The organism is Paenibacillus sp. SN-8-1, from assembly GCF_050995535.1.
Lineage (GTDB): Bacteria > Bacillota > Bacilli > Paenibacillales > Paenibacillaceae > Fontibacillus.
Genome location: NZ_CP194782.1, coordinates 2,822,768 through 2,836,048, shown reverse-complemented (window position 1 = coordinate 2,836,048; position 13,281 = coordinate 2,822,768). Strand labels below are relative to the sequence as shown.

The 13,281-nt window shown below is 48.2% G+C and carries 12 protein-coding genes; 7 read left to right on the top strand and 5 right to left on the bottom strand.

Features of this window, described 5'->3' with window-relative positions:
• Nucleotides 1–11: 11 nt before the first annotated feature.
• Nucleotides 12–2,090 carry an ABC transporter ATP-binding protein gene (locus ACRRNK_RS13440; RefSeq protein ID WP_433943244.1) on the bottom strand — a complete coding sequence of 693 codons (2,079 nt, stop codon included), beginning with the start codon at nt 2,088–2,090 and terminating at the stop codon, nt 12–14.
• The gene (locus tag ACRRNK_RS13435; RefSeq protein WP_433943243.1) at nt 2,091–3,848 is read right to left on the bottom strand and encodes an ABC transporter ATP-binding protein; all 1,758 of its coding nucleotides are present in this window, start codon (nt 3,846–3,848) and stop codon (nt 2,091–2,093) included.
• Between the two features lie 509 nt (nt 3,849–4,357).
• On the opposite strand from ACRRNK_RS13435, the gene ACRRNK_RS13430 reads away from it, so the two are divergent.
• Nucleotides 4,358–4,666 carry a HesB/YadR/YfhF family protein gene (locus ACRRNK_RS13430; protein WP_433946896.1) on the top strand — a complete coding sequence of 103 codons (309 nt, stop codon included), beginning with the start codon at nt 4,358–4,360 and terminating at the stop codon, nt 4,664–4,666.
• 49 nt (nt 4,667–4,715) lie between these two features.
• On the opposite strand, the gene ACRRNK_RS13425 is transcribed toward ACRRNK_RS13430, so the two are convergent.
• Nucleotides 4,716–5,234, bottom strand: coding sequence for an ADP-heptose synthase (locus ACRRNK_RS13425; protein ID WP_433943242.1), 519 nt, complete (start codon nt 5,232–5,234; stop codon nt 4,716–4,718).
• Nucleotides 5,235–5,358: 124 nt separating this feature from the next.
• Here ACRRNK_RS13425 and ACRRNK_RS13420 point away from each other — a divergent pair, with 124 nt between their 5' ends.
• Nucleotides 5,359–7,104: an ABC transporter ATP-binding protein gene (locus ACRRNK_RS13420; protein WP_433943241.1), complete on the top strand. Its 1,746-nt coding sequence runs from the start codon at nt 5,359–5,361 to the stop codon at nt 7,102–7,104.
• A gap of 76 nt (nt 7,105–7,180) precedes the next feature.
• On the opposite strand, the gene ACRRNK_RS13415 is transcribed toward ACRRNK_RS13420, so the two are convergent.
• Together ACRRNK_RS13415 and ACRRNK_RS13410 are read right to left on the bottom strand one after the other, a co-directional pair.
• Nucleotides 7,181–7,633, bottom strand: a complete 453-nt coding sequence (locus tag ACRRNK_RS13415; RefSeq protein WP_433946895.1) for a DUF441 domain-containing protein — start codon at nt 7,631–7,633, stop codon at nt 7,181–7,183.
• A gap of 5 nt (nt 7,634–7,638) precedes the next feature.
• The gene (locus ACRRNK_RS13410; RefSeq protein ID WP_433943240.1) at nt 7,639–8,631 is read right to left on the bottom strand and encodes a YpdA family putative bacillithiol disulfide reductase; all 993 of its coding nucleotides are present in this window, start codon (nt 8,629–8,631) and stop codon (nt 7,639–7,641) included.
• A gap of 186 nt (nt 8,632–8,817) precedes the next feature.
• Between ACRRNK_RS13410 and ACRRNK_RS13405 the strand changes: the two genes are divergently transcribed.
• From ACRRNK_RS13405 to ACRRNK_RS13385, 5 genes are all read left to right on the top strand, one after another.
• The gene (locus ACRRNK_RS13405; protein ID WP_433943239.1) at nt 8,818–9,414 is read left to right on the top strand and encodes a metalloregulator ArsR/SmtB family transcription factor; all 597 of its coding nucleotides are present in this window, start codon (nt 8,818–8,820) and stop codon (nt 9,412–9,414) included.
• A 121-nt stretch (nt 9,415–9,535) separates the two neighbouring features.
• Nucleotides 9,536–10,039 carry a DUF3939 domain-containing protein gene (locus ACRRNK_RS13400; RefSeq protein WP_433943238.1) on the top strand — a complete coding sequence of 168 codons (504 nt, stop codon included), beginning with the start codon at nt 9,536–9,538 and terminating at the stop codon, nt 10,037–10,039.
• A gap of 367 nt (nt 10,040–10,406) precedes the next feature.
• The gene (locus ACRRNK_RS13395) at nt 10,407–11,618 is read left to right on the top strand and encodes an MFS transporter (protein ID WP_433943237.1); all 1,212 of its coding nucleotides are present in this window, start codon (nt 10,407–10,409) and stop codon (nt 11,616–11,618) included.
• A gap of 213 nt (nt 11,619–11,831) precedes the next feature.
• Nucleotides 11,832–12,257, top strand: a complete 426-nt coding sequence (locus ACRRNK_RS13390; protein WP_433943236.1) for a hypothetical protein — start codon at nt 11,832–11,834, stop codon at nt 12,255–12,257.
• On the top strand, nt 12,254–13,264 hold the full coding sequence (locus ACRRNK_RS13385; protein WP_433943235.1) for an FAD:protein FMN transferase: 1,011 nt from the start codon (nt 12,254–12,256) through the stop codon (nt 13,262–13,264). Before ACRRNK_RS13390 ends, ACRRNK_RS13385 begins: the two co-directional genes overlap by 4 nt.
• The last annotated feature ends 17 nt before the right edge of the window (nt 13,265–13,281 follow it).

Below are 13,281 nucleotides of genomic sequence, written 5' to 3'. Positions count from 1 at the left end.
TTAGATCTGGATTATGATCGCCTTGGAACCGGGTCTAAAGCGATTGAAGCCTGAGAGATCTGCGCAGCGGGGATGTCGGCAGCGGCTCCAAGCTGAAGCTGATACATTTGATGATACTTGCCGCCCATGGCCAGTAGCTCGTCATGGGTTCCCTGCTCCACAATTTCACCTCGGTGCAGCACCAGAATTTGATCTGCACTGCGAATGGTGGAGAGACGGTGCGCGATAATGAAGGTCGTGCGGCCCTTCTTCAACACCTCAAGCGCGGATTGAATCAGTGCTTCGGTCTCGGTGTCGATGTTCGCGGTCGCCTCATCCAGAATGAGAATGGCTGGATCGAAGGCGAGCGCTCTAGCGAAGGAGATCAGCTGGCGTTCCCCGGCGGATAAGGTGCTTCCTTTCTCAATGACCGGCTCATCAATACCGCCAGGAAGGTGGGACAAGATGCGCTCAGCGCCCACATCGCGTAATGCTTTCTCTACAGTCTCTCTCGAAATTCGTTCATCCCCGAGACTGACGTTAGTGGCAATGGTTCCTGTGAATAGGTAGGGGTCCTGCAGTACGATCCCCATGTGCTGCCGAATCCACTGTTTTGGTAATTCGGTAACGGGAGTTCCGTCAATCGTGATTACGCCCTTCTGAGGATCGTAGAATCGGAACAGCAGGTTAATAATGGAACTTTTCCCCGAGCCGGTGTGACCTACCAAGGCTACAGTCTGACCTTGCTCAGCCGTAAAATTAATATTTTTCAGTACATAATCCCGTTTGTAAGCAAAGGAAACATCTTTAAATTCAACATTCCCCTTGTAACGCGGCATGGAGCCGTCCGTTACCTGCTCGCCAGGTTCATTCATTAACGTGAATACCCGCCCCGCGGACACCATGGATGAATCAAGCGCAGCAAGTTGATTGACCATACCCGTGATCGGATGGAACAAGCGTCCCAAAATATCCACAAAGGCATACAGAACCCCGAGGGACACCGCGCTTGATCCTCCTAGCGCCGAGGAACCGAAATACCAAAGAATAATCGCAAAGGTTCCGCTGCGCAGCACATTAACCAGGTTGTGAGAGGTAAATGCATTCAGATTCAGCATCTTGTTCTGGTGCTTCATGTAGTCATCGTTCAGGGATTCGAATTCTTCTCTGGTCTGCTTCTGTCTTCGGAATACACGAATAATGGACATCCCCTGAATGGATTCATTAATGATGGCATTAATTTCACTCAATCTGGAACGAATAATGGTATTGTAGCGGGTAGCAAATTTCCGATACAGCACTACCCAGAGGACCAGGATCGGCACAATGAACAGACAGGTAAGCCCAAGCCTGGCATCGAGCAGGAACAGTGCGACATAGACTCCGATGATATTGATAATTCCTGTAAAAAAGTTCGAAAGTACCGCGATAAATAAATCTTTTACGGCTTCTGTGTCATTCGTGACCCTGGAGACGACCTTGCCCGCAGGCAAATTGTCGAAGAAGTTCACCGGCAGCCGCTGGATGTGCGCATAGACATCAAGACGAAGCTTCTGAATAACCCGGTTGGCTGAAGATTGTAGCCAGTACGTCTTGCCGAATTCCATTACAATAGCAATGGACAGGAAGCCGAGATACCAGCCCAGCAGCTGAACGATGCCAGGGAACTCAGGCTTGTAGAATGAGTAAATCTCGGCATTGCTGAGCTGTTTGGCTGAGTAGGTATCAGTCTGAGATCCGTGAGTAATGGTTAGCTTCCCATCCTGATAGGCTCTCTCGCCGTCTTTGGATGTAACAGGTCCGAGCGCCATGACATAACCGCTCCCAACCTGAAGAATGCGGATTTCCTGCCCCTTCTGCTCGCCAGGGCTAAACCGGTCTTCCCGCTTATAGAGTTCGTTATTGTACGAGACTGTGTAATCGTCCTTAGTCAGGGTCTTGAAGTATGACTTCTCAATGGCTAGAACATGATCATCGATCATGGTCCTTGCGATGAAAGGTCCTACAAGATCTGCGGCCACTCCGATCGCGAGCATGATCAAGGCCAGAATAAATGTTTTCTTGGCGGTGAGAGCGTATTTAAATAAGGATTTCCCCGTGCTGGTATGCAATTAAGACACCTCCCCATCTGTAAGATTGGATTCCACCTGCTGTCTGTCGTACTGTTCACGGTACCAACCGTTTTGGGATAACAGCTCTTCGTGGGTTCCTTGTTCAATGATCTGTCCTTTCTCCAGGACAATAATGTGATCCGCATGTTCGATTGCAGAGAGTCGGTGAGTTGAGATAAGTGTTGTCTTGCCGGAACGCTTGCTTCGGATATTCTCAATGATTCTGGCCTCAGTGCGCGCATCGACCGCTGACAAAGCATCGTCAAGAATCAAGATCTCCGGATCAGCGATGAAGGCACGGGACAGCGAGACCCGCTGCTTCTGTCCACCGGACAGAGCCACCCCTTTCTCTCCCACGAGCGTATCCAGCCCGTCAGACAAAGTCTGAAGATCCTGATCGAATGCAGCAGTGTGTATCGCTTCCAGGATGGTCTCGTCAGATGCATCCTTAAGACCGAACTGGATGTTCTGGCGGACGGTCTTTGAGAAGAGGATCTGCTCCTGGGGTACATAACCAATCCAGGAATGCAGCTTCTCGGCAGGGATATTCTCAAGTGGCATGCCAGAGATCAGAATCTCGCCAGTGCCCAGCGGATATTCATGAAGGAGCTGCTTAAGCAGGGTAGACTTCCCGCTGCCGGTTCTTCCAACAACGCCGAGCGTTTCCCCTGGGTGGAGATTAAGATTGATCATCTTCAGATTATCCGCGGCTGATGTAGGATAGCGGAAGGTCACATTCTTGAATTCAATGCGTTCAGGCTGTGTGACCTGCGCAGGTACAGGTGTATCCTCCACATCCGGCTTGGTGTACAGAATCTCATTTACCCGGTCAAGAGAAGCCCCGCCCCGCTGCATGACGTTGATTAGCTCACCAATGGCGAACATAGGCCAGATCATCATCCCGAGGTACATATTAAAGGAGACGAGTTCTCCAAGTGTAAGCTCATTATGAAACACAAGATAAATCCCATATGCGAGACCTATAGCATAACTGACGCCGACACATAAACGGATGGTAGGCTCAAAAAATGCATCGACTCTGGCTACGGCCAAGTTCTTTTCATAGACATCATTCGTAATGGATTCAAAGCGTTTCTCATCATTACGTTCTTGTACATATGCCCGGATTACACGAATACCGGCTACCGATTCAAGCACCTGGTCATTCATATCCCCAAAGGCATCCTGCGCGACAGTATAACGCTGGTGAATGACTTTTCCGTAAATGCTCATGGCAAGTGCGATGAAAGGGAGGGGGATAATTGCGGCGAGTGTCAGCTTCAGACTGATGACGGTGCTCATCGCAACGAAGATAACCGCCAAGAAGATGGTTGAATCGGTTAGCGTAAGCATACCGAAGCCCGCTGTCTGTGCTACGGACCGAAGATCGTTCGTTGCCCGGGCCATCAGGTCCCCGGTCCGATTGCGTTCAAAGAAAGGCGGGGTCATCCGAAGCAGGTGGGCCATGAATCTGGACCGCAGCAGTCGTTCCACCAGGTTAGATCCTCCGAATAGCTCGCGCATCCATATGTACGTAATGAAATAAATAAAGACAAGCATACCGAGGATCATGAGAATATAATAGGTCAATGAAGTCCAAGAGATAGATCCGTTGACAATTTCGTCAATCGCATTACCCAGAAGACGGGGCGGTGCCAGCTCGGCAACCCCTGCTACGATCAACAGTACAAGGCCCACGGTATAACGCCTTTTTTCCCTTCGGAAAAACCAGCCCAGATTTTTAAGAACAGAGAACATAGATGTCCCTCCTTTGGTTTATCATTTGTTTCATTTACCTAAAAGCAACACTGCAAAAATTACGGAAAAACAAAAAAGGCATATCGTCCGTCAACGATATGCCTTCCTATCTAAGGTCACATAGCACGCGTACGTTACTTGATCACAAGTAACCCCGCAGAACAAAGCATGATGCTCCAGGAGCAAGATCCAGTTCAGCTACAAGCCAATTCCGAGAATTGGAGGGTTACCTCCGGTATTCAGTTGTTGTGACAATGCCGCATACTCAATTGAGGTCATGAGATGATCTTTAAACACCGTTGTTCACCCTTTCCTTTGGAAAATTGTTCAATAAAATGTTCGTACGCTGACGATTTTATCACCCTGTTCGGAAAATTGTCAAACTTTAATTTGTTTTTTATCCAAAAAAGGACGTTTGGCATTCGGAGGCTCATGGTCTAAAATAGAGTATGAAGGGCGATGAGGAACGAAAGAACGTTCCACTTCAGAGAGAAAACGAAGGAGATGAACTGATGATCCACGTAACCGATTCAGCAGCAAAGTGGTATAAAAAGGAGTTGGAGCTTCAGGAGGGGCAGGCGATCCGATTTTTCGTTCGCTACAGTGCCGGCGGCCATATTCATCCCGGATTTTCCCTCGGTATTGGTGTAGAGGATCCCGGTTCACCCGGATATCAGACGGATGCGGAAGGGATTAAGTTCTATATGGAAGAACAGGATATGTGGTATCTGGAAGGCTACGATTTGAAGGTGACGTACGAAGAATCGTCCGATGATATTGCTTATGAATATGTGAAGGCCAAAGTGAAGACAGCTTAATCCGTGCTATCCAAACATAGTAACAGGCCCGCTAACCGCGGGCCTGTTACTATGTTTGCTCCGAGTCCAGGATACCGGCCTCCATAGCGTAATGAAAGTCTTGAATGCTGAAGATTTGTACGGGGATTTCGGCTTCAATAATCCGGCTGATCAACTCCGGCTGATCCGTAAGAATCGGAGTGGTGTCCTTTAGCGAAGAAAGCACCATTACGGTCTCTATTGGGTCCAGGAATTCACCGTATTGTTCATTATCCAGAGCATTGACAATTGTAAGTGAAACGGAGTTGCCTAACAGGATAGATGGGCTTTTTGACCAAGGAATGCTTAATGCCCGCTCCAGCTTTTTGCGGTTAAGAGGCTCCTCCAAATAGGCGATTAGCTCGTTAATTTTGCTTTTGACATAAAGATCGTCGTCCGGGTCACTCATCAAAGGTTCAGGACTATTCTGGAATTCATACAACTCCATGATGGTGGGATACGGTACAATATATTCAACGGGTGCGGCTGGAGCCGTAATCTCCCCGTATATAGCTAGCATCACAGCTTCAATAATAAATCGACGTGGCATGAATTTCCTCGCATTCTTCAAATTATGCAGTAGAGTATACCATAACTGTGCGGCTAAAAAAACGTGCGAATGCCAAATCCAGGCAATTATTATAAATATGTCAACCAAGGGAAGTGCACATCTATTGAGTCAATGGAAAGCTTATTTTGTGTTTGTAAAACCGTATACGAAATGGATCATTATTACTGTTCTTATCGGGGTTCTGAAATTCGGAATTCCTTCCTTGCTCCCGCTTGTACTTAAGTATGTGGTAGATGATCTTATGCTAAATCACAGCTTGACCGTACAGCAGCAAATTCAGCACCTCATGCTGGTGCTAGGGGTTACATTCTTCCTGTTCGTGATTGTCCGGGGGCCTGTCGAGTATGCCCGGCAATATTTTGCCCAGTATATCACGGCTAAGATCCTGTTCGATCTGCGTAACAGGCTCTACGAGCATCTTCAGCGGCTGTCACTTCGTTATTACCAGAACACCAAGGTAGGGGAGATTATATCCCGGTTCATTAACGATGCGGAGCAGACCAAGAATATCGTTGAAGTCGGGATGATGAACGTCTGGCTGGATCTGTTCACCCTTGTCTTTGTGCTTGGATTTATGGTCTATCTTGACCCTGTGCTGACCGTGGTGTCAGTTGCCATTATGCCTTTATATGCTCTTTCGGTAAAAATATTGTACAAGCGTCTGAAGAAACTCACTAAGGATCGTTCAGCAGCTTTGGCGGGAATCCAGGCTTATCTGCATGAGCGGATTCAAGGCATCTCGGTTATTCGAAGCTTCGCCCTCGAAGGATATGACCGCAAGCTGTTCGGAAGGACGAATGAAGCCTTTCTTCAAAAAGGATTGGCTCAGAGCCGCTGGAACGCGTGGACATTCGCCATTATCAATACGCTGACTGACCTTGCCCCGCTGATGGTTATTGGCTACGGGGGCTATCAAGTCATTCAGGGACACCTTACACTCGGGACCTTTGTAGCCTTCTTCGGCTATCTTGACCGGCTGTACGCGCCGCTGAAACGGTTGATCAATTCATCAACCACACTAACACAGGCTACGGCTTCCTGGGAACGGGTACACGAACTGTTAAAGGAACCCTATGATATGAAAGACGAGCCTCATTCCGAGATTCTTCAGGCAGACTCCTGCAGTGTCTCCTTGGAGAAGGTATGGTTCAAGTATCAGGACTCTGGAGGGTGGGTGCTCAGAGATATTTCTCTTAGTGTCCAGCCAGGAGAGACGATTGCCTTTGTCGGTATGAGCGGCGGGGGGAAATCCTCCCTGGTAGGCCTGATCCCCAGATTCTATGATATTCAGCAGGGTTCTGTCTTGGTGAACGGTCAGGATGTCCGGCATTACACAATGCAGAGTCTGCGAAGTCATGTGGGGATGGTGCTCCAGGATAACTTTCTATTCAGCGGTTCGGTAAGAGATAACATCATTCTGGGTAATCCGGATGGGGATGAGGAAGCGGTCATTGAGGCCGCCAAGGCAGCGAATGCACACGACTTTATTATGAAGCTTCCTCAAGGTTATGATACCGAGGTCGGTGAAAGGGGCGTGAAGTTGTCTGGAGGACAAAAGCAGCGGATTGCCATAGCACGGGTATTTCTGAAGGATCCTCCGATTCTTATTCTGGACGAAGCGACTTCTGCGCTGGATCTGGAGTCCGAGCATCTGATTCAGCAATCCCTTAGGGATCTCTCGACGAATCGGACTACGCTTGTCGTGGCGCATCGCCTGTCTACGATAACCCATGCTGACCGGATCTATGTCATGAAGGATGGGGCAGTAGTCGAGTCAGGCACACATGATGAGTTGATGGCGGAAGAGGGAGTGTACGCAGGTTTATACAGTATTCAGAATCTTCAGTAAGATGGAGTGTTACTAACAACAAGAAGAGCCTTCACAGCCGCTTGAAAGGGGCTGTGAAGGCTCTTCTTGTTATGGCTTAGCTGCGGCCGATTAATATGGACAGTAGCCCTGCTGCGATGAGCGGGCCAACGGGTACGCCTTTGAAGAAGGCGACGCCGATTACAGTACCGATCAGCAGGCCGGCAACGACTGTCGGCTGATTGGTCATCAAGGAGGCTCCCCGACCGCCCAGATAGGCTACGAGTATACCCACGGCAATGGCACATAGTGACTTCCAGTGGAAGAAGGATGCCCACAGCATTTGAGGGGAGAGCTTACCACTGGCTACGGGTGACATTACCCCGATCGTCAGTATGATGATGCCCAGGGTCAGTCCGTATTTGTCCAGCCAAGGGAAGACCTGGTTCACTTTGGTCACCCTTAGAAGCAGCAGTACAATCATGGCTACCGTGATAGGCATGTTACCGCTGAAGATACCGAGCGCCGCCATGAATAACAGCAGAAGTGCAGTAATATCAATCTGGGACATCATGCTTAGGACTCCGAAGCTGCGGTGTTCGCAATATGGCTGGCGATGAGCTTACCATGTCCGCGGCCAGACTCAATAAATACTTCATTCGCATTACGTCCCGAAGCTACTACCCCAGCGATATACAGCCCTGGGATATTGCTCTCCATCGTCTCTGGGTTAAAGACAGGCTTATCCATGTCATCTGACATTTGGACCCCGGCCGATGCTAACAGCTTGCGGTCTGGCCGGAAGCCTGTCAGGGCCAGCACGAAGTCATTCTCAAGCTCATCGGTTGTTCCATCCGTTAGAGATTGAGTAACCACACGATCATCAAGAATAGAAATTACACGGGATGAAGTAAGCATTTGAATGCGTCCTTTGTCGATCATAGATTCAAACAAAGGCTTGACCCACGGCTTGATATGTGAGGAAATGCCTTCGCCTCGATATACAATCGTAACTTGCGCATCAACACGAACCAGCTCCATCGCGGCATCCACAGCCGAGTTGCTGCCTCCGATGATCGCTACTTTCATCCCGGTATATGGATGGGCTTCGCGGAAGTAGTGGGTGACTTTCTCCATATCTTCACCAGGTATTCCAAGGAGATTCGGGTGGTCGAAATAACCGGAAGACAATACAACATGACGAGCCGAATACTCCAGTTCTTCTCCCGAAGAGGTTCTTGTTCGTACGATGAAGGTTCCGCCTGGTTGGCGGTCTATGCTAAGAGCCTCTTCATAACAATTCACCTGAAGATTATAATGTGAAGCTACCCTGCGATAATAAGCAAGCGCCTCATGGCGGAAGGGCTTGTCTCCTGGAGTTACGAACGGAATATCACCGATCTCAAGCATCTCAGACGTACTGAAGAACTGCATATGGGTGGGATATAAATAAATAGAGTGAACGATGTTATATTTCTCTATTACTTTTACAGACAAGCCTTGAAGCTGGCATTCGATGGCGGCGGACAGCCCGCAGGGTCCGGCGCCAATAATAATTACATCTTCCAAATGGAAGCCCTCCTTCTTGTATCTCTAATTAGTCGCAGTCTTGGCACGATAGGTACCTGGTACCCTTTAGAACGAAACACTCTAATCCTACAGCAATTGAATCGCAATTTCCAGAGTTGACAGATAGCTATTAATTTGATTAATATCTAATTAGATAATTGTCTAAACACAAAAGAGGTGAATAAATTGCAACTGGATAAGCTTGTTGCCTATCACAAAGCATTAGGTGATCCGACGCGGCTACGCATGTTAATGCTGCTCTCCGAAGGTGAGGCCAGTGGCCAGGAACTGGCTGAGCGGCTGAATTTATCCCAGCCGACAATCACACATCATGCGGCAAAGCTTCGGCAGGCCTCCTTATTAAATGAGCGCAGAGAGAAGAATACGGTGTACTTCTCGATCAATCAATATTTTATCGAGAACAATGCCTTGGCTACACAGCAATTTATATTTAGGAAGAAGGAGGAGGGAGAAGAGATGGAGGATAAGAATGATTCCTTGAAGGAGTCCGTGCTTCGCAACTTTTTGACGAAAGACGGACACCTGAAGCAGATTCCCGCACAGCTTAAGAAGAAGCTGATTGTACTGGAATATATGGTATCGAAGCTTGAACCCGGGCATAAATATGCTGAGCGTGAGATTAACGAATTCATCAAGCCTATCCACGAGGATTACGCCACACTGCGGCGGGAGCTGATTATGCACCAATTCATGTACAGGGAGAATGAGGAGTACGAGCTGAATCCACGGGAAATGTGGACTGACTGGCGAGTACTGAAGTAAAAATAAAAATTGCGAAAAATGAATAAAGTTAGCGATTAACCATATGCAAAAAATAAATTTCAGGATACAATAATAATGTAAGCGCTTCCTGGTGAAGATGAATAACAGGGAGGTATCCATTATGTTGTTCTGGAAAAATAAACGCAGTAACGCGCATCGTGCCGCCATACATGTAACACTAGAAGACGTGAGAAGAGCCGTGCTCAAGTATGAGGATGAGATGCCGGCACCCATTAACCGAATGTCACTTTTACAAAGTGATGGTACGATAGATCTGTCCAGACTGAAGAGGTATCTTGGCGGTGTATCCGATCAGAAATTCTACCTGTCCAGAGAGACGTATGAGATTTTTCCCGAGGAAGAGCGGCACATCCCATACTATCTGGATTTAGTGCAGGTTGCCGTGGACGACTATGTGAATGAGACGGGGAGAATGCCTGTAGTCGAAGGATCCCGGGAGTTCGAGGTGGATGTCCATGTGCTGATGAATGAGCATTACCTGAACGAGCTTCCAACGATTCCGCTTTATGTGACTGAGCAGGAGGTAATGCTGACGCACCGCCCCGAAAGAGCGGGAATGAATGGCGTTCAGTTGGATTCCTCGGTTATGATTCTTGAATTGTGATTGTTGTTGACTTTAAAATCCAATGAATATAGAATAGGGCGCCCTTCTGGCAGATGATTCTGCTAAGGGCGCCCTGTTCAGCGTGTAGATACTAAGTTGTCGCTGCTTGATGAGCAGCCAAGCCAAAACGTCCTGAATGCATGCATCCCTGCAGTATTTCCAGTTATGGTAGCCAAGGACTTCTTGTAATATTTTGTGAAAATATTATGTAAGGCTGTGAAAAACTATAAAAAAGTTTTAGTATATAGAAATATAGAAAATAATCAATTTCAAATGTAATAGAGAGATTGATTGCGGATTGGATAGGGACAGCAAGACATGATCAAGTCTCCCATGCAGTGAGGGAAGAGAGACAGAGGTGAACGAAATGGAATTTTCGTGGAGAAAAAATCTATATGTTCTCTGGAGCGGTGTATTTTTTTGCAGTATGGCATATTCAATGGTGATTCCATTTCTCTCCTTGTTTATTAGCCATGACTTGGGTGTGAGTAAGAATGTAACCTTGTGGTCTGGACTGACCTTCGGGATTACCTTTCTCGCTGGAGCCTTGATTGCCCCATATTGGGGGTCACTCTCAGATAAATACGGACGTAAGCCCATGCTGTTGCGTTCGGGTTTCTGTCTATGCGGAGTCTATATTCTGACCTCACTCGTACAAGATCCTTATCAGCTCCTGGGTGTACGCATACTTTCAGGCCTGCTGGCCGGTTATGTGCCTTCAGCCATTGCGCTTGTGGCAACCAACACCCCGGAGAGAAATGTCGGTTATTCACTTGGGATTATGTCAACGGCGGGAGCTGCGGGCAGTATTGTCGGGCCGATGATCGGCGGGGTTCTAAGCAAGTACATTGGTTACCGGGAGTGCTTTCTTGCCGCGGGGGGCGTCGTATTGATCTCCGCCCTGATCGCCTTGTTTTTTGTCAAAGAGGAGAACTTCCACCGGGATCAAGCCAGATCCCATGTGCTTGATGATTTCAAGGAGGCCATCGCGAATCGTCCATTGATCCGGCATCTGACCGTAGTGCTTATCGTAACAACTTCGGTTATGGTACTGGAGCCCCTTTTGACGCTCTATGTTGTGGATCTGGGCGCGTCTATGGGCGATGCTTCGCTTAGCTCTGGGATCATCTTCTCGGCCGTAGGTATCGCAACGGTTATCGCGGCGCCAATCTGGGGGAAAATAGGACAGCGAATCGGTTACCAGAATACGTTGATTATTGGACTGGTCGGCGGTGGATTAGGTAACCTGCTGCAGCTGATTTTTCACAATTTATATGGGTTTGGCATCCTTCGTTTCGTGTATGGTTTATTCTTCGCAGCGGTATATCCGTCCTTGAATGCCTTGATTGTTAAAACAACCGCGCCGGAATTTAGAGGACGGGCATTCAGCTTGAACCAGTCAGCCAATCAGCTTGGAGGTATGGCCGGACCGATTGCGGGAGGGGCCGCGGCCGGGTTTATTCCTATTTCTATCGTCTTTGTTCTTAACGGGCTGCTGCTCCTGCTTACAGCCTCGGTGCTGAGGCTTAACCCTTTAAGAAGAATGATGCTGGGGAAGCGTACGGCTCCCAAATCCTGATTTTCCAGCAATTTTAAATGAATTTACATTGTCAAAGAAACTGCCTTATAGGTAGGTTGCCCATGCCATGGCTGCCTGTAAGGAACGGTTTCTTTTTTTTTGTTATAGGCTGCCGATTTTGGGCGTTTTCTCAGCTTGCATTCAGCGTTTCTTCAGTTAAGATCACTACAATATTTATAGTAACAGAGCCGCATAAGAGAGGAGAAATGATATATGGCAAAAAAAGATAAATGGCGTAAATGGAAAGTGAGTGCGGCAGGCATTCTTGCAGCAGGTCTGGCATTACAGTGGCTGAAGTCGACCCCTGCTTTTGAAACAGCATCCCAGCAGGTGGCTGCTCTTGACAGCGCAAGTGGAGCCGTCGATCAGACGAATAATACAAATAATACAAATTCCGATAGTGCTATAAATGATTGGCAGAACAATATGGATCAGAATCAATTCCAAGGCGGGAACAGTCGTCATGGTCGCCAAAGGGACTTTCAATATAACGATAGCAATAGTGACTCCTATAACAGTTTGAATGATAGCAGCTCGAATGATAATTCAGGGAATGGCTCTTATGATGACAGTTCCAGTGGCGGCTTCTCAGAGCAGGCCCCTTCTTCCTCCTTTGAGACCCGGACAGGTGGGTCATGAGTGCGGCCGGAGCCATATCACCTACCTGGACAGCCGAGTTTCGGGCAATGAATACAGGGATTGAAGTTCATTTATCGGTACCCGAGCTGAGCCAGTTCAGAACACTCGCCTTCAAGGTACAGAATTGGTTCGAGGTCCAGGAGAGACGATTCAGCCGGTTCATCCCTACCAGCGAGCTTTGTACCCTGAACGCCTCCGGTGGATGGGTGAGAGTATCCGCCGCCATGTCGGAGGTGCTGAATTTATCGCTGCGGTTCAGCAGACTTAGTGAAGGAGCTTTTGAGCCCGCTGTTCTGCCTGAATTGGAACGGCAGGGATACGACCGGACTTTTGAAGAGCTTGAGAATCATCCGGGGGGCAAGACGATTGGCATATCCGGCACATGTTCAGGAGAGCCCATCTCATCAAGAAAATGGTTGTTCGATTCAAAGACTCGTATGTTCAGAAGGGATACAGGGACAACGCTGGATCTAGGAGGAATTGTGAAGAGCTGGTGTGTCCAGGAGATCAGTAATTGGCTTCGCACTCAGCCATTAGTGGAAGCGGCTCGCGTGAATGCAGGGGGGGACTTGGCAGTGTGGAATCGCCACGCTCCAGGGAATAGGTGGACCATCCATATTGAGCACCCCTTCGAGCAGGATAAGAACATAGCCAGTTTAGAGCTGCTTAACAGCACTGCGGCCACGTCAAGCCGCTCCAAGAGAAGATGGATTGGACCAGATGGAGAGCAGGCTCATCATATCATCGACCCACGCACCGGAAAGTCGGCGGTAGGAGATATTATACAATGCACTGTACTCGGAAGTAACCTATCTAAATGTGAGGTCATATCGAAGAGCATGTGTATTTTTGGTGAGACGGATGGTTTGGCCTGGCTTAACCGTCAAAGTTTGACCCACACGATGATCTGGGTGGACAAGGACTGCCGGATTCATTACCGGGGACATGAAGATCAGCTGAACCAACTCTCGGCCAAGCTCAAGCCGGATATTATGCATTATATTTAGTTTTAATAGAACAGCGG